Origin of the sequence: Arenimonas terrae (assembly GCF_006265115.1) — a bacterium.
Taxonomy (GTDB): Bacteria; Pseudomonadota; Gammaproteobacteria; order Xanthomonadales; family Xanthomonadaceae; genus Arenimonas; species Arenimonas terrae.
The window spans coordinates 1,754,155-1,770,367 of record NZ_SMDR01000001.1 but is presented as its reverse complement, the minus strand read 5'-3'; the positions used below and the strand labels follow the sequence as shown (position 1 = coordinate 1,770,367).

Below are 16,213 nucleotides of genomic sequence, written 5' to 3'. Positions count from 1 at the left end.
CGCTCAGCGCGCCGAGCGGTAGCGCGCGTAGCGCGTCTGGCGGTCGTCCAGGTGGCCCAGGATCTCCGGCAGGATCGCCGACACGCGGGTCGGCGTGATGCCCAGCCGGTGCAGGCCGTCGATGCCGCCGACCGAATCGGTGAGCAGCGACCGGTAGTTGTCCGACGAGAAGGGCTTGCCGGGAACGAAGTCGAAGGCGAAGGCCTGCAGGCGGCCGAGCGCGTCGGGCAGCGGCAGCACCAGGCGCTTCATGCCGCACTGTTTCGCCGTCAGGCGCACGATCTCGGCCAGCGTGAACACGTCCGGCCCGTAGAGTTCATACACCTCGCCGAAGGTCTTGCGGTTGCCCAGCGCGCGCACGAAGGCCTCGACCACATCCTGCACGTACACCGGCGCGAACTTCGCCTGCGAGCGCGCGAGCGGAAGCACCGGCCTGGCCAGCTTCAGCAGCGTGGCGAAGCGGCAGAAGAAGCCGTCGCCCTGGCCGAAGATCACCGAGGGTTCGAAGATCGTCCAGTCCAGGCCCGAGGCCTTCACCGCCGCCTCGGCTTCGCCGCGCGACTTCAGGTAGTGGCTGTGGCCGCGGCCGGCGTTGAGCGAGCTCATCTGCAGCAGGCGGCGGGTGCCGGCCAGCTGCATCGCCGCGATCACCAGCTTGGTCAGCTCGACGTGGGCCCGGCGGAAACCGCGGCCGCTGTCGCCGCGCTCGTTGAGGATGCCCACCAGGTTGATCACCGCGTCCTGGCCGGCGAAGGCCTGCTTGAGCGCGGTCGGGTCGTACACGTCCACCTCGCGCAGCACCACGCCCGGCGGCAGCAGGCGCACGGCATGCGCGGCCAGGTTGCGGCTGAGCAGGGTCACGGCATGGCCTTCGGCGGCGAGGCGGGCCAGCAGGTGGCGGCCGACGAAGCCGGTACCTCCGAGGACGACGAGCTTGAGCGGGGTCATGGCGTGGGAGCGGGTTCCGGAGTCGGGGGGCAGGTGAAGGCGCGGCGGGACGTTTTCGCGACGGTGCGGCCGAGCAGGCGCTCGCTCACCGGTACCGCGCTGCCGTCCAGGCGCCAGTCGTAGATGACGCTGAAGGCGAGCACGCGGGCCACGTAGTCGCGGGTTTCCTTGTAGGTGACGGTTTCGATCCAGAAATCCGGGTCGAAGCCGGGCCGGTCGCGGTTCCAGCGGTTCACCGGGGTCGGGCCGGCATTGTAGGCGGCGATGGCCTGGTAGGCGATGCCGCCGTGCTGGTCGAGCTCGTGCCGCAGGTGGGCGATGCCGAGCGTGAGGTTGGTGTCGGGGTCGTAGAGGCTGGCGGCGCCGGTCCAGGGCTGGCCCAGGCGGCGCGCGGTGCGTTCGGCGGTGGAGGGCAGCAGCTGCATCAGGCCCAGTGCGTTGGCATGCGAGCGCGCACGCGGCATGAAGGCGCTTTCGGCGCGGGTCTGGGCCGCGACCCAGGCCGGGTCGATGGCGTGTTTCTTGGATTCGCGGCGCAGGGTGGTTTCGTGGTGCAGCGGGAAGCGCAGCGTGTACTGGCGCAGGTCCTCGGGTTCAGTGCCGATGGTGAACACGGCCCGGTCATACCAATGCACCTGCCGGGCGAACTCGATCGCGACGTAACGTTCCTGGTCATCGAGTTCCTTCATCAGCCGCGTCCACTCCCGCGTGGCCAGGCCGACGCGGTCGATGGTGAACAGTTCCAGCGCGCGCGCCAGGCCGGGGTGGTAGGCGACGCGCTGGCGCAGCGCCGGATCCTTGGACGGTTCCAGCGGGCACAGCGTGTAGGGCGCGCCCAGGCGGTCGGCGGCGAGGAAGCCGTGGAAGGTGGCGGTGTCGGCGGAGCGCCGGTACAGCGCCTTCGCCGCGTCGGCCTGGCCGAGCCGTTCGCGCAGGCGCGCCTCGAAATACTGCCAGCGCGGGTCGTTGCGCTGCGCGGGCGGCATCTGCTCGAGCGCGCGCACGGCGCCGGCGTCGTCGCGGCGGTTCATGGCCTCGCGCACGCGCCATTCGTGCAGGCGTTCGTCGTAGGCGAGGGCGGGCACCGCATCCAGGCGCTGCTGCGAACGCGGCAGGTAGGACGCGACCGTCCACAGCGCGATCTCGTACAGCACCTTGCCGCGCTGCGCCTCGTCCAGGCCCAGCCGGGGTGCGAGCGTGGCCAGCTGCGCTTCGGCCGCATCGGGCGAACGCCGCGCCAGGCGCGCCAGGCCTTCGGCGGCGACGGCGCGGCTGCGGATGTCCTTGGGCCAGTTCGCGGCGCGCGCATGCGGCGCGTCGATGAAGTCGGCGTAATCGCGCACGCGGGCCGCCTCGGCCGCCGGCAGGCCCGGCGCGAGGTAGCGCATCAGGCCGGTCTGGCCTTCGGCAATGGCCAGGTCGATGCGCTGCCAGCGCTGTTCGGGGCCGAGCTTGCCCAGGCCTTCGAGCGATTTGAAGGGCAGGTCGCAGCCGGCGGGCAGGGCGCGCGGGCTCAGCCACAGCGCCTGGCCGTCGGCGATCCAGGCGGCGTCGGTGGCGCCGGTGGCCAGGCGCGCGGCCAGGTCGGCGCAGCGCAACTCCAGCGATTCGCCGCCGCGGTAGTCGGCGCGGAAGGTGGACCAGTCGCGGCGTTTGGCCAGTTCGAGCAGCCAGCCTTCGCGCAGCCAGTCGGCGGCCGGCTGGCCGTCGAAACGTTTCAGGACGTCGCGCACCTCGATCGTGCCGGCGGTGGAGAGCCGGCGGCGCAGGGCGCTGGCCTCGACCCAGCCGCGCAGCGGGTGGTCGGCGATGCGCGCGGTGTCCTGTAGGCTGATCGGGCCATGCTCGGCGTGGCGGAACGCCTCCAGGATCGCCGGCCGCTGCCGCGAGAGGTCCGGCGGCGAGGGATCGGCGCCGCGGGCGGGGGCTGCACAGGCCAACAGCAGGGACGTGATGAGCAGTGTTCGCAGCATGGTCGTGAGTTTAGCCCAAGGGCCTGCATCGCCCCGGTACCGGGGCGTGGCGCCATGAGCCTGGCCTGGCTGGTCTATCTCGGGCTGGGCGCGGTCGCCGGCGTGATGGCCGGGCTGCTGGGCATCGGCGGCGGCCTGATCCTGGTCGCGGCCCTGGTCTGGCTGCTGCCGGCGCAGGGCGTGCCGGCCGGGCTGGCGGTGCACATGGCGCTGGCCACGGCCCTGGCCAGCATCGTGCTCACCGGCCTGTCGTCGGCGCGCGCGCATCACCGGCGCGGCAGCGTGCTCTGGCCCACGGTCGCCTGGCTGGTGCCGGGCATGCTGCTCGGCGGCTGGCTGGGCAGCCTGCTGGCGACGCGGCTGGAGGACGAGTGGCTGCGCGGGTTCATCGCCGCGTACTGCTATCTGGCGGCCCTGCAGCTGGGGCTGGACTGGCCCAGGGCAAAACAGGAGCGTCCGGACGCGCCCAAGGGGGCGGCCTACTCGGCATCCGGTGTGTTCGTGGGTGCGATTTCGGCGCTCGTGGGCATCGGCGGAGGCAGCATGACGGTGCCCCTGCTGGTCTGGCGCGGCGTGCGGCCGGTGCGGGCGGTCGGAACCTCCAGCGCCTGCGGCGTCGCCATCGCCCTGGCCAGCGCGGCGGGCTACGCCGCCCACGGCCCGGTCAATGGCGACCTGCCGCCGGGGAGTTGGGGTTATGTCTTCGTGCCGGCCGCGGTGGCGATCGCCCTGGCCTCGGTGCTGACCGCGCCCCTGGGCACCCGCCTGGCGCACCGGCTCAGCGGAGAGGCGCTCCGGCGGGTGTTTGCGGTCTTCCTGGTGCTGGTCGGCACCAGCCTGCTCTGGGCGGGAACCTGAACCAAGGGAATGGATTCACTAACCTTGTTAGTAATGTATCCACTTGTTGCGATTTGACGAATTCTTTACAAGTGGGGGCAACCAGCGCATTGGGGGCAAGGCGCGGGTCACCATCCACCTTTGGGGAACGTCATGAAGACCATCCGTACATCCCGCCTGAGCCAGGCGGTCCGCGGTGCGTTGCTGCTGGCCATTCTCCCGGCCGCGGTCGCGGCGCAGGAGCCTGCGGCAGAAGACATCCAGACGCTCGACCGCGTCGAGGTCACCGGTACCCGCATCAAGACCTCCGAGGCCGAAGGCCTGGTCCCGGTCCAGCGCATCACGCGCGAGGACATCGACCGCAGCGGCCTGACCTCGATCGGCGACCTGATCCAGTCGATCACCGGCTCGGGTTCGGCGCTCAACACCAAGTTCAACTCCAGCGGCAACTTCGGCTTCCCGCCGGACGGCAGCGGCGTCGGCGCGGGTTCCGCGCAGGCCGACCTGCGCCACATCGGTCCCAAGCGTGTGCTGGTGCTGGTCGACGGCGTGCGCTGGGTCAACGAGGCCTCGGCCTCGGGCGTCGGCGCGGCCACCGACCTCAACACCATCCCGCTGGCGATCATCGAGCGCATCGAGGTGCTGGAAGACGGCGCGTCCTCGCTGTACGGCTCGGACGCCATCGCCGGCGTGATCAACATCATCACCCGCAAGGACTTCGACGGCATCTCGCTCAACGTGCAGTACGGCGAATACGGCGAGGGCGACGGCGCCACCAAGAGCATCGACTTCGCCTGGGGCGGCGGCAACGATCGCGTCAACTACTTCCTGGGCCTGAGCCACACCGACCAGGACGTGATCTATTCGCGCGACCGCGAACAGTCCAGCTTCCCGGTGCCGGGCACCGGCACCAACTTCGGCAGCTCGGGCACGCCGACGGGCCGCTTCATCATCACCGACCCGAACACCGGCGTGACCTACGACATCACGCCCAACACCGGCGTCTCCGACCCGGTGTTCGACCCGACCCAGACCGGCTGCGTGCGCACCGACGACTTCCACTGCTTCGCCACGCCGGCCGACCGCTTCAACTTCGCGCAGTACAACCTGCTGCTCACTCCGTCCGAGCGCAGCGGCGCCTTCGGCCAGGTGCGCTTCAACTTCAGCGACCGCGTGAGCGGTTACGCCAAGGTGCTGTACAACCGCCGCAAGTCGACCAACCAGGCCGCGCCCGAGCCGCTGTTCTTCGGCCCCGAAGCCGGCACCGGCAACCCGCAGGCCGACGGCATCTTCATCTCGGCGCTCAACCCCTTCAACCCGTTCGGCTTCGACCTTGATTCGGCCAGCAACCTGATCCTGATCGGCCGTCGCCCGGTCGAGGGCGGTCCGCGCGTGTTCGAGCAGGAAGTCGACACCTGGTACGTCGGCGCCGGCCTGGAAGGCCTGTTCGAGGCCGGCGACAGCACCCTGTTCTGGGACGTCAACGTCGCCTTCAGCGAGAACAAGGCCGAGCAGACCAACTACGGCAGCTACAACATCCGCAACATCGCGCTCGCCCTGGGCGACCCGGCGGCCTGCGCCGCGGTGGCCGGCTGCACCCCGCTGAACATCTTCGGCGGCCCGGGCACGATCACGCCGCAGATGCTGGCCTTCATCAGCCCGATCGTGCGCGACAACAGCAAGAACGAACTGGCCCTGATCACCGCCAACCTTTCCGGCGCGCTGTTCGACATGCCGGCCGGTTCGGTGGACTTCGCGACCGGTATCGAGCACCGCCGCCTGGAAGGCTCCTACCAGCCCGATCCGATCACGGTCGCGGGCGACTACAACGGCGTGCCCTCGCTGCCGACCGCGGGCGAGTACGACGTGACCGAGCTCTACTTCGAGGTCAACTTCCCGCTGCTGGCCGATTCGGCCTGGGGCAAGAAGCTCGACTTCACGGTCGCCGGCCGCTACTCCGACTACAGCACCGGCATCAGCGAAGTCACGCCCAAATACGGCCTGCGCTGGCAGGTGGTCGACGAGCTCGTGATCCGCACCAGCTACGCGGAAGGTTTCCGCGCGCCGTCGATCGGCGAGCTGTTCGGCTCCGCCAGCCGCTTCGACGCCCAGCTCGACGACCCGTGCTCGACGCCCATCGCCCCGGGGCTGACCGCCAACTGCGCGGCCCTCGGCGTTCCGGCCGGTTATGCCCAGCCGAACCCGCAGATCTCGGTCACCACGGGCGGCAACGAAGACCTGGATCCGGAATTCTCCGAGAGCTGGTCCACCGGCTTCATCTGGAGCCCGTCCTTCGCCGAGAACTCGGTCGCGGCCGACCGCGTCGACATCGAAGTGACCTACTACCAGCATGAGATCGAGGGTGCGATCCAGGCCATCGACGCCCAGACCCAGCTCGACCTGTGCGTGCAAACCCTGGACCCGCTGTACTGCGGCGGCATCACCCGCGCGCCCACCGGCGGCATCAACAGCTTCAACAACCGCCTGACCAACCTGGGCGTGATCAACACCAGCGGCTGGGACATCGACCTGTTCTGGACCTTCCCGGAATCGAAGATCGGCCAGTTCAAGGCCTCGTGGCGCAACACCTTCGTCACCGAGTACGAGGCCTTCGGCGCCGCCGGCCAGCGTCAGCCGCAGGGCCCGGGCATCGAGGTGGTCGACAGCTCGATCCCGGAGTGGACCTCGAACTTCACCACCGACTGGAGCCTCGGCGCCTGGTCGGCGGCCTGGACGATCCGCCACATCAGCGAGCTGCGCGAGGATTGCGGCCGTGCCGTCTCGTTCCCGGTCTGCAGCAATCCGGCCACCAGCACCAACATCCTCGAGGCCACGACCTACCACGACCTGCAGATCTCGTATCAGATCGCCGACTTCCACGATCTGCGCCTGACCTTCGGCGTGAACAACCTGGCCGACGAGGATCCGCCGATCTGCCTGTCCTGCTCGCTCAACGGTTACGACGCGTCCACCTACGACATCCCGGGCGGCCGCTTCTACTACCTGCGTGCCAACATGAAGTTCTAAGGGGAGCGCGTCTGCGCGACACCGGGGCCGGCGGTTATCCGCCGGCCCTTTTTTTCTGCGCGTCGTTGATCCGGCGCCGGCAGCACCGGATTTCGTGCCCGTTGATCCGGTGCTGCCGGTCCGGCGCTGCAAGGGTTTGTCACGGAAAGCGTGGAGCGATCTTCGCGGGATGCTTACGCCTGCGGCGCCTTGCTAACGCGAGTGCGATCTTTCCTGCGGTGCGGGTTTGGCTAACCCGGTCGATGCCCTGGGACCGAGCACGCCTCCCGCGGCGCGTCCCTACGGACACTTGTTGAACTGGCGGCGCGAGATTGGGTCGCAGGCGGGCATTGACATCACGGGCCTTCGTGAATGCTCCAGAGCGAAGACCGGCGAGCGCCGGGGCTGCGCATGTCCGAGCGCTTGCGAGTCTCCGAAAGTCGAATTCCCGGCCCGGATGATCCGCAGGTCGTCGTGCGTGAGGTCTCTTTCCGGGGCTTCGAAAACATGGACGTTTTCGAAGAGCCTCCATGGATGGATTCACGGCGTCCCCGGAAAGAGACCTCACGTGCGGCGGCCTGTCGCCAGAACCGATCCCGGCCGACGGATCACCAAGGCACGAGCAAGTGACCTGCTTGCGCACAAGCGCAAGCGCAGGGAATCAGGCCGGCGCGAGTTCGACCGACACCGCCATGTGGTCCGAGCCCGCGGCCGGGATCGCGTGGTAGTTCAGCGCCTTGAAGCCGCCGACCAGCACGTGGTCCAGGCAGCGCTGCGGCGCCCAGCTGGGGAAAGTGCACACCCGCTCCGGCGGCGGTGACAGCGATGTCTGCCGGTACAGCGGCCGCATCTCCGGCGCGTCCGAATCGCAGTTGAAGTCGCCCATCAGCACCAGCCGCGGGAACTCCGACAGCAGCTCGGCCAGGAAGCCGATCTGCAGCTGCCGCGACTTGGCGCCCAGCGAAAGATGCGTCACCGCCAGCGACCACGCCGACGCTCCCTTGCCGAAATGCGCCAGCAGCACCCCACGGCCGGCGATGCGGCCGGGCAGCGCGTAGTCGAGCAGCTCGGCCGGCTCGATCCGACTCAGCAGCGCGTTGCCGCTGCCGGCGATGCGCGAGATGCGGCGGTTCGGCTGGTGGCTCCAGAACGGGAAATGCGCGCGCTCGGCCAGGTAGTCGGCCTGGTTGGTGAAGCCGGAACGCAGGCTGCCGGGGTCGCTTTCCTGCAGGCCGACCACGTCGTAGGGCTGAGCCAGGGTGGCCAGCCCGTCGAGGTTCAGGCGCTTGCCGTTGGGCAGCACGTGCGACCAGCTGCGGGTGACGTATTCGCGGTAGGCGCGCGTGCTGGAGCCGGCCTGGATGTTGGCGCTGAGCAGGCGCAGGCGGTCGGGCGTCGTGGACATGCCGACATGGTGCGACCGCGAGGCGGCATCGGCAAGGCTGAAAATGAACGGGGCCACCGAAGTGGCCCCGTCGTGACGCGTGGGTGCGGGTACTTACTGCGCCGCGGGTTGCGGCGCCGCCGCGGCACGCTCGCGCGCGACCAGCCAGTCGACCGTCTGCAGCAGGCCTTCGGCACCACGCTCGCCGTTGGCGACCGCGCTGTATTTGCCGGCGATGATCATGGTCGGAGTCGAGTTCACGCCGGTGCGCATCGAGAACTGGCGCGCTCGGTTGAGCTTGGCGTTCACCGCGAAGCTGTTCATCGTCGACAGGAAGGACTCGCGGTTGGCGCCCTGGGTGGCGTACCAGTCGGCGATCTCGTCGACCGAGCCGGTCTCGAACTTGCGCTCGACCAGCACGGCCTTGAACAGCGCGTCGTGGGTCTTGTCGAGCAGGCCGGTGGCCTCGGCCGCGAAATAGCCTCGGGCGAAGTTGTCGGCGACGCCGCCGAAGGCGCCCGGCACGTAGGTGAAGCGCACGTCGGCGGGCAGCTGCGCCTTCCAGGTGTTGATCAGCGGCTGCAGGTTGGCGCAGTGGATGCAGGTGTAAGCGAACACCTCGGCCACCTCGATGCCGCCCTGGCCGTAGGTCGGCTGCGGCGTGGCCAGCACGGTGTAGTCGATGCCTTCGCGCGGCGCGTTGGCCATGTCCACGGCGGGCGCCGGGGCAGGGGTTTCCGGCGCGGCAGGCGCGGCGGGCTCGCCTTCGACCGGCGCGGCGGCCTCGACGGGCGCTTCCGCGGCCGGCGCGGCGTCGGCCGGGGCTTCAGGGGCAGGCGTGGCGGCCGGTTCCGCGGCCACCGGGGCAGGCTCGGCGGCGGCGGGGGTCTCGGCGGGCTTGTCGCCGCAGGCGGCGAGGCCGAGGACCAGCATCAGGGGGAAAAGGCGCTTCATCGGGTCCGGCTCCTGGAAAGTGTCGGCCAGCTAGACCACACCGGGCCGGAAAGGTTCAGCGGACACGGCGCGCGGACGCGCCGTGTCCGGGAAAGCATCAGCCCTGCGGGGCGGCTTCGGGCTCGGCCGGCGCGTCTTCGCTCGGCGCGGCCTCGGCCGGCGCGGCGGCGGCGGGAGCGGCGGCTTCGGCAGAGGCCACGGCCTCGGCGCTCGGCGCGTCGGCGACGTTGTGCAGGCCTTCGATGTAGGTGGCCAGGCCCTGGATCTCTTCGTCGCTGAGGTTGGCGGCGACGCCGGCCATGATGGCGTTGGCGTTGGCGTCCCTGCCCCAGACCTTGCCGTCGCGGAAGGCGGTGAGCGCGGTGGCGGTGTAGCCGGCGTGCTGGCCGCCCAGGGACGGCCAGGCCGGGCCCGGGTTGCCGGTGCCGGTCGGGCCGTGGCAGGCCTGGCAGGCCGGCACGCTGCCGTCGGACTTGCCGGCGCGGAAGAGCTTCTCGCCGACTTCGTAGAACTTGCGGCCCTGGTTCGGGCCCTCGGCGATCGCGCTGTCGTCGGCGACGCCCGGCACGACTTTCTGGGTGGCGAAGTAGGCGCCGATGTCGCGCATGTCCTGCGCGCTCAGCGTGGCGGCGAAGCCGAGCATGATCGCGTTCTCGCGCTCGCCGCTCTTGAACAGCGCCAGCTGGCGGGCGATGTAGCGCTCGTGCTGGCCGGCCAGCTTCGGGTACTGCGGGTCGGCCGAGTTGCCGTCCAGGCCGTGGCAGGCCGCGCAGGCGGCGGCCTTGCCGGCGCCGGCGGTGGCGTCGCCCCAGGTGGCGGGGGTGTTGTCGGCCTCGAGGGCCACGACCGGAGCCGGCGCCTGCTCGGGGGCGGGCGTCACGGTGGCGGCTTCCTGGGCTACGGCCGTGGCCGCGGCCAGCGCGGCGGCGACACCGAGGATGCGCGTGAACTTCATGGGCTGCTCCGGAACGCTGAAATCGAAGGGAATGGGGCCGGCGCGGCGGGCGCGCGGGAAGGCGCGGATTATCCCAGCCGGCGCCGCGGCCGGTCAATTCGAACCGGGTCCGGACCGCGCCGATGCTGGTCAGGGCGGCCCCGGCAGGCCAAGCTAGGCGCCTTTCCCGCCCCGGCCGACCCGATGTCCAACCCCCTGGCCCGCGCCAAATACACCTTTTCCGCCCACGCCCTGAAGCAGCTGCCGGCCGATACCTGCCGGGAAGTGGCCTTCGCCGGCCGCTCGAACGCCGGCAAGTCCAGCGCGCTCAACGCCATGACCAACCAGCACGGCCTGGCCCGCGTCTCCAAGACGCCGGGCCGCACCCAGGCCCTGAATTACTTCGAGGTCGCGCCCGACCGCCACCTGGTCGACCTGCCGGGTTACGGCTACGCCAAGGTGCCCGAGGAGATGCGCGAGCGCTGGAAGCAGGTGATCAACACCTACTTCCATACCCGCGAATCCCTGGTCGGCCTGGTCGTGGTGATGGACATCCGCCACCCGCTGCGCGAATACGACCTGCAGATGCTCGACTACGCGGTCGAACGCGGCCTGCCCGCGCACTGCCTGCTGACCAAGGCCGACAAGCTGGGCCGCGGCGAGCAGGGCAATACGCTGCTGAAGGTGCGCAGGGAGCTGGGCGAGCGCGCGTCTGTGCAGGTGTTTTCGGCCGACGCGAAGCTGGGCGTAGATGAGGCGCGGGGCGTCGTCGCCCGGTGGCTGCAGCTTTGAAAGCGAGGAAGTAGAGGGAAGGAAGTAGGAAGTAGAGAAAGCAACAGCGCCATCGCGCGAGCTTTTTTCTTCTCTACTTCCTACTTCCTCCCCTCTGCTTCCTGCTTTTCACGCATCCCGCAGCCGCGGATCCATCCACGCCCGCAGCGCATCCACGGCCACATTGATCAGCACGATCGCCGCGCCCACCACCAGCACGACGCCCAGCACCAGCGTGTAGTCGCGATTGAGCGCGCCCTGGACGAAGTAGCGGCCGATGCCGGGGATGCCGAACACCTGTTCGACCACGGCCGAGCCGCTGACCACATTGATCAGCGCCGGGCTCAGCCACGCCACCACCGGCAGCAGGCCGGGCCGCAGCGCGTGGAAAAACAGCAGCCGCCATTCCGACAGGCCGCGGCCGCGCGCCGCGCGCAGGTAGTCCGCGCCCAGCACCTCCAGCAATGAGGCGCGCGTGAGCCGCGCGCAGTAGGCGAGGTTGGGCAGGGCCAAAGCGATGACCGGCAGCACCGCGCTGCGCCAGCCGCCGTCCCAGCCGCCGGCCGGCAGCCACTGCAGCGTGACCGCGAACAGCAGGATCAGCAGCGGCGCCGCCACGAACTTCGGCACCGCCAGCCCCAGCCCCGCGCCGAACATCAGCAGCCGGTCGGTCCAGCGCCCGGCCCGCAGCGCCGCCCAGACGCCCAGCGGAACGCCGATGCCCAGCGCAAGCAGCAGCGCCAGGCCGCCGTTGACGAGCGAGATCGGCAGGCTCGCGGCCAGCAGCTGGTTCACCGTGTAGTCCGGGTACTGGAAGGACGGGCCGAGGTCGCCGCGCAGTACGTCGCCCAGCCAGTGGCCGTACTGCGCGGGCAGCGGCTGGTCGAGCCGGTACTGCGCGGCCAGCGCAGCCTCCACTTCCGGCGGCGCGGTTTTTTCGGCGTCGAAGGGCCCGCCCGGGGCCGCGCGGAGCAGTACGAAACACAGTGTGGCCAGCAGCCACAGCGTCAGCAGCGCTTCGAAGCCGCGTCCGAGCCAGCGTTTCATCGTTCCGGCTCCAGGCGCAGGAAGCGACTGGGGTGGCGGTCGAGCGGATTGGCTTCGAAACCTTGCACCTCCGGCCGCACCAGGTGCTTGGACGTGTAGAAGTAGATGGGCAGGATGGCGTGGGCCGAGAGCAGGCGCGCTTCGGCCTCGCGCAGTTTTTCCGAGCGCGCCGCGAGGCTGGGCGCCGCGTCCGCGGCATCCAGCAGGGCCTCGAAGCCGGGGTCGGCGTAGCCGGTCCAGTTGGCGGCGCTGTCGGTGCGGAAGTTGTCGAGGAAATTGCGCGCGTCGTCCACGTCGGCGATCCAGCCGCCGCGGAACACCTGGGTGACGACGCGCTGCCGGCGGTTGCCGACGAACACCTTCCATTCCTCATTGCGCAGCCGCACCGTCGCGCCCAGCAGCTCGCGCCACATCGCCGCCACCGCCAGCGACAGGCGCCGGTGCGGGGTGGAGGTGTTGTAACGCAGCTCGATCTCGACGGGATTGGCGGCCGAATAACCCGCTTCGGCATACCGGCGTTTGGCCAGGGCCTCGCGCTGGAACTGTTCGGCGCGGCCCCAGCCGAGGGACGCCGGCGAGTAGTCGGCCACGCCGGGCGGCACCAGGCCGAAGGCCGGCTGTTCGCCCAGCGCGGTGACGTGCCGAGTCAGGATGTCGCGGTCGATGGCCAGCGACAGCGCCTCCCGCAACTTGAGGTTGTCCTTGAACGGCGGCTTCGTGAGATTGAAGCCCAGCCAGAAGCTGCCCAGGTACGGACTGATGCGCAGCTGCCCGCCGAAACGCGCGCGCAGCTGCGGCAGCGGCTGCGGCGGCACGGTTTCGGTGATGTGCAGGCCGCCGGCCTCGAAGCGCTTGAGCTCGCTGCTGGCGTCTTCGGTGACATGGAAACGCACGCGGGGAATCGGCGCGGGCTCGCGGAAGTGCTCGTTGCGCTCGAGCGTGATCATCGCCTGCGGCAGCCAGTCGGCCAGCCGGTAGGCGCCGTTGCCCACGAGCCTGCCGGGCCGGATGTGCTGGGCGCCGTGTTCGGCGATCGCGGGCAGGTAGATCGGGTAGGCCGTGGGCAGGGTCAGCAGACGCGGCAGGTCGACGCGACGGGTAACGCGGAAGACGACGGTGCGCGCATCGGGCGCGGACACCCCGAGCTGCGCGGGCGGGCGTTCGCCGCGCTGCACCGCGCCGGCGTGTTCGATCGCGTCGAAGTGGCCGGCGAAGGGCGCCGCCGTCGCGGGCGCGAAGGCGCGCCGGAAACTGGCGACGATCTGAGCCGCGTCGAGGGCTTCGCCGTTGGACCAACGCAGGACCGGCCGCAGCACGAAGGTCCAGGTCGTCCCGTCCTCCGATACCGACCACCGCTCGGCCGTGCCCGGTATCAGCCCGCCCCGGGCGTCTTCCGCCACCAGCCCCTCGTACAGGTCGCGCAGCACGTTGGCGCAGGCCACTTCCGGGCAGCGGTGGGCGTCGAGGGTCGAGGGCTCCGGGCCGTTGCCGCGCTCCAGGACCTGGGCGCCGGCCAGGCCGGAACAGAGCAGCCCTGCCAGCAGGACGCCGATCCTCACGGGGCAGGGGCTAAGATTCGCATCCTTGTGATCTTAAGCCAGCGGCCGCAGATCGCAGACATCCCCTCTCAAGGCGCGCCCGTGTCCGGACCCAGCAACGTCAAGGAAAGCCCGATCCACGATCGGCACGAACTGGTCCAGTACCTGGCCTCGGGCGCGCGCCCGGAAGCCGAATGGACCATCGGCACCGAGCACGAGAAGTTCGGCTTCCGCCTCGACGACCTGCGCCCGCCCACCTGGGACGGCCCGCAGGGCATCGAGGCCATGCTGCGCGGCCTGACCCGTTTCGGCTGGGAGCCGTTCGAGGAGAAGGGAAAACTCATCGCCCTGACCAAGGCCGGCGCCTCGGTGACGCTCGAACCCGCCGGCCAGCTGGAACTCTCCGGCGCCATGCTCGAGAACATCCACCAGACCTGCTGCGAGACCAACCAGCACCTGAAGGAGGTGAAGGCGGTCAGCGAAGAGCTCGGCCTGGGTTTCCTCGGCATGGGCTTCCAGCCCAAGTGGCGCCGCGATCAGATGCCGTGGATGCCCAAGGGCCGCTACAAGATCATGCGCGAGTACATGCCCAAGCGCGGCAACCTGGGCCTGGACATGATGACTCGCACCTGCACGGTGCAGGTGAACCTGGATTTCTCCAGCGAAGCCGACATGGTGAAGAAGTTCCGCGTCTCGCTGGCGCTGCAGCCGATCGCCACCGCGCTGTTCGCCGACTCGCCCTTCACCGAAGGCAAACCCAACGGGTACCTGTCGTACCGCTCGCACATCTGGACCGACACCGACCCCGACCGCACCGGCATGCTCGACTTCGTGTTCGAGGACGGCTTCGGCTTCGAGCGCTACGTCGACTACCTGCTCGACGTGCCGATGTACTTCAGCTACCGCGGCGGCGAATACCTGGACCTGAGCGGCCGCAGCTTCCGGAAATTCCTGCGCGGCGAACTGGCCGAACTGCCGGGCGAGAAGCCGACCATGAAGGACTGGGCCGACCACATGACCACGGCCTTCCCGGAAGTGCGCCTGAAGAAATACCTGGAGATGCGCGGCGCCGACGGCGGCCCCTGGAACCGCCTGTGCGCGCTGCCGGCGTTCTGGGTCGGCCTGCTCTACGACAGCACCGCGCTCGACGCCGCCTGGGACCTGGTGAAGGACTTCACCATGGAAGAGCGCCACGCGCTGCGCGACGGCGTGCCCAAACATGCGCTCAAGCTGCCGTTCCGCAACGGCACCGTGCGCGAGCTCGCGCTCGAGGCGCTGAAGATCGCCGGCCAGGGCCTGGCCCGCCGCAACCGCCTCAACGCCACCGGCGCCAGTGAAGCGGTGTTCCTGGAGCCGCTGGTCGAATCCGCGCTCGCCAACCAGACCCCGGCCGAGCGCAAGCTCGAGCTCTTCCACGGCGCGTGGAAGGGCAGCGTGGATCCGGTCTTCAAGGAGTTCGCGTACTGACATGGGCACGATCAAGACCGACTGGTTCAAGACCGACGACCCGCGCATCGACGCGCTCGACCAGCTGCTCGAACAGCGCGCCGTGCCTTTCGGCGGCCTCGGCCTGGAGCCGCTCGACGGTTACCTGACCGCGCTGGTGCTCAGCCCCGGCGACACGGTCGAGGCGGACGCCTGGTGGCCGCGCGTCTGGGGCAAGGCTCCACCGCGCTGGGAGAACGCCGCCGACGAAGCGGCCGCGCGCGAGCTGCTGATGCTGGCCTGGCACACCGCCGCGCGCCGCGTGCGCTTCGACAGCGACGAACTGACCACCGACGGCGCGCTGTTCTGGTGGCTGCCGGACGATCCGGAGGCCGAGCACGGCGACGACGTCGACATCGGCGCGGCCTGGGCCGGCGGTTTCCTCGAGGGCATGGACCTGCGTAGCGACGCCTGGGACGCGTGGATCGCCAAGGACGACTGGATCGGCGAGGTCGAGGCCTACGTCGAGGCGTTGGCCGTGGGCAGCTACCCGCCCGAAGAGGAGGGCGGCGCGCCCGTCCCGCTCAGCTACCGCGAGCGGCTGGAAATCCACGCCGGCCTGCCCGACATGCTGCACGACCTGCACATCCACCGCATCGAATCGCTGACGCCGCGCGAGCCGGTACGCCGCGCCGCCGCGCCCGAGCGCAACGATCCCTGTCCCTGCGGCTCCGGCCGCAAATACAAGAAGTGCTGCGGCGCCTGAACCGCGCTTGCTGTCGCAAGTAAAGCGCTTGCTGGTGGTCGCTCTGATGAGCCGGGATCGCTCGCGGCGACACGCCGTGACGTCTTGGTGCCGGGATCGTTCTCGGCGATAGGCCGCCGTACGTGAGGGCTCTTTCCGCGGACGCCGTGAATCCATCCATGGGGGCTCTTCGAAAACGTCCATGTTTTCGAAGCCGCGGAAAGAGCCCTCACGCACGACGGCCTGCGGACCCTCCGGGCCGGGCTATCGAATCTGAGAAGCTCGCTTCGGCGACGCCTTCGGCACTTCTGCCTTTACCTGCGGCTTGCCCGAGTCCCGCCTTTAGGCCAGTTCCATCCACCTTGCGAGCTTCCGTGCCTTCTGGGGGCACGCGCTTATCCCAACGGCTCGCGAAGTTGAGCCGTGGCGACGGCCTGCACACCTAGGGTCCCCTGAAGCGAAGGCAGGATGCCGTAGCGGCCGCGAATCACTGGGCAGGACGCCGCTGTGATTGAGCGGGCAGGGGACCCTAGGTGTGCGGGACGGCGCACGCCAGATCACCCGAACACGAGCAAGTGACCTACTTGCGCAGCAAGGGCAAGGATGTCCCGGAGGACACCGGGATCACCGTCGCGGGAAGCGTTGGCACGC

Annotated in this window: 12 protein-coding genes; 5 read left to right on the top strand and 7 right to left on the bottom strand. The window is 69.9% G+C overall.

Annotation, left to right across the window (positions count from 1 at the left end; all coding sequences use genetic code 11):
* Positions 1–3 precede the first annotated feature (3 nt).
* Together E1B00_RS08390 and E1B00_RS08385 are read right to left on the bottom strand one after the other, a co-directional pair.
* On the bottom strand, positions 4–948 hold the full coding sequence (locus E1B00_RS08390; RefSeq protein WP_139447512.1) for a complex I NDUFA9 subunit family protein: 945 nt from the start codon (positions 946–948) through the stop codon (positions 4–6).
* A complete protein-coding gene (locus E1B00_RS08385; RefSeq protein ID WP_139447510.1) occupies positions 945–2,921 on the bottom strand; it encodes a transglycosylase SLT domain-containing protein in 1,977 nt (658 codons plus the stop codon). Before E1B00_RS08385 ends, E1B00_RS08390 begins: the two co-directional genes overlap by 4 nt.
* 54 nt (positions 2,922–2,975) lie before the next feature.
* Between E1B00_RS08385 and E1B00_RS08380 the strand changes: the two genes are divergently transcribed.
* Positions 2,976–3,779, top strand: a complete 804-nt coding sequence (locus tag E1B00_RS08380) for a sulfite exporter TauE/SafE family protein (protein WP_139447508.1) — start codon at positions 2,976–2,978, stop codon at positions 3,777–3,779.
* 132 nt (positions 3,780–3,911) lie between these two features.
* A complete protein-coding gene (locus E1B00_RS08375) occupies positions 3,912–6,785 on the top strand; it encodes a TonB-dependent receptor domain-containing protein (protein ID WP_139447506.1) in 2,874 nt (957 codons plus the stop codon).
* Positions 6,786–7,425: 640 nt separating this feature from the next.
* On the opposite strand, the gene E1B00_RS08370 is transcribed toward E1B00_RS08375, so the two are convergent.
* The 3 genes from E1B00_RS08370 to E1B00_RS08360 form a co-directional block, all read right to left on the bottom strand.
* The gene (locus tag E1B00_RS08370; protein WP_246048617.1) at positions 7,426–8,142 is read right to left on the bottom strand and encodes an endonuclease/exonuclease/phosphatase family protein; all 717 of its coding nucleotides are present in this window, start codon (positions 8,140–8,142) and stop codon (positions 7,426–7,428) included.
* Positions 8,143–8,262: 120 nt separating this feature from the next.
* A complete protein-coding gene (locus E1B00_RS08365) occupies positions 8,263–9,102 on the bottom strand; it encodes a thiol:disulfide interchange protein DsbA/DsbL (RefSeq protein ID WP_139447502.1) in 840 nt (279 codons plus the stop codon).
* 97 nt (positions 9,103–9,199) lie between these two features.
* Entirely contained in the window at positions 9,200–10,057 is an 858-nt protein-coding gene (locus E1B00_RS08360) for a c-type cytochrome (RefSeq protein ID WP_139447500.1), read from the bottom strand.
* 183 nt (positions 10,058–10,240) lie between these two features.
* Here E1B00_RS08360 and yihA point away from each other — a divergent pair, with 183 nt between their 5' ends.
* Entirely contained in the window at positions 10,241–10,828 is a 588-nt protein-coding gene (gene yihA / locus E1B00_RS08355; protein ID WP_139447498.1) for a ribosome biogenesis GTP-binding protein YihA/YsxC, read from the top strand.
* Positions 10,829–10,936: 108 nt separating this feature from the next.
* Here yihA and E1B00_RS08350 read toward each other — a convergent pair whose 3' ends face one another.
* Complete coding sequence (locus E1B00_RS08350; RefSeq protein ID WP_139447496.1) at positions 10,937–11,854, bottom strand: ABC transporter permease; 918 nt, start codon at positions 11,852–11,854, stop codon at positions 10,937–10,939.
* On the bottom strand, positions 11,851–13,413 hold the full coding sequence (locus E1B00_RS08345) for a peptide ABC transporter substrate-binding protein (RefSeq protein WP_139447494.1): 1,563 nt from the start codon (positions 13,411–13,413) through the stop codon (positions 11,851–11,853). Before E1B00_RS08345 ends, E1B00_RS08350 begins: the two co-directional genes overlap by 4 nt.
* An 81-nt stretch (positions 13,414–13,494) precedes the next feature.
* Between E1B00_RS08345 and E1B00_RS08340 the strand changes: the two genes are divergently transcribed.
* Together E1B00_RS08340 and E1B00_RS08335 are read left to right on the top strand one after the other, a co-directional pair.
* The gene (locus E1B00_RS08340) at positions 13,495–14,859 is read left to right on the top strand and encodes a glutamate--cysteine ligase (protein ID WP_139447490.1); all 1,365 of its coding nucleotides are present in this window, start codon (positions 13,495–13,497) and stop codon (positions 14,857–14,859) included.
* A gap of 1 nt (position 14,860) precedes the next feature.
* Positions 14,861–15,583 carry a UPF0149 family protein gene (locus E1B00_RS08335; RefSeq protein ID WP_139447805.1) on the top strand — a complete coding sequence of 241 codons (723 nt, stop codon included), beginning with the start codon at positions 14,861–14,863 and terminating at the stop codon, positions 15,581–15,583.
* Positions 15,584–16,213 lie beyond the last annotated feature (630 nt).

Excerpts from the sequence above, each read along its gene's own strand:
- E1B00_RS08390 (WP_139447512.1), bottom strand. The coding sequence starts at position 948 with ATGACCCCGCTCAAGCTCGTCGTCCTCGGAGGTACCGGCTTCGTCGGC.
- E1B00_RS08360 (WP_139447500.1), bottom strand. The coding sequence starts at position 10,057 with ATGAAGTTCACGCGCATCCTCGGTGTCGCCGCCGCGCTGGCCGCGGCC.
- yihA (WP_139447498.1), top strand. The coding sequence starts at position 10,241 with ATGTCCAACCCCCTGGCCCGCGCCAAATACACCTTTTCCGCCCACGCC.
- E1B00_RS08375 (WP_139447506.1), top strand. The coding sequence starts at position 3,912 with ATGAAGACCATCCGTACATCCCGCCTGAGCCAGGCGGTCCGCGGTGCG.
- E1B00_RS08350 (WP_139447496.1), bottom strand. The coding sequence starts at position 11,854 with ATGAAACGCTGGCTCGGACGCGGCTTCGAAGCGCTGCTGACGCTGTGG.
- E1B00_RS08385 (WP_139447510.1), bottom strand. The coding sequence starts at position 2,921 with ATGCTGCGAACACTGCTCATCACGTCCCTGCTGTTGGCCTGTGCAGCC.
- E1B00_RS08335 (WP_139447805.1), top strand. The coding sequence starts at position 14,861 with ATGGGCACGATCAAGACCGACTGGTTCAAGACCGACGACCCGCGCATC.
- E1B00_RS08380 (WP_139447508.1), top strand. The coding sequence starts at position 2,976 with ATGAGCCTGGCCTGGCTGGTCTATCTCGGGCTGGGCGCGGTCGCCGGC.
- E1B00_RS08365 (WP_139447502.1), bottom strand. The coding sequence starts at position 9,102 with ATGAAGCGCCTTTTCCCCCTGATGCTGGTCCTCGGCCTCGCCGCCTGC.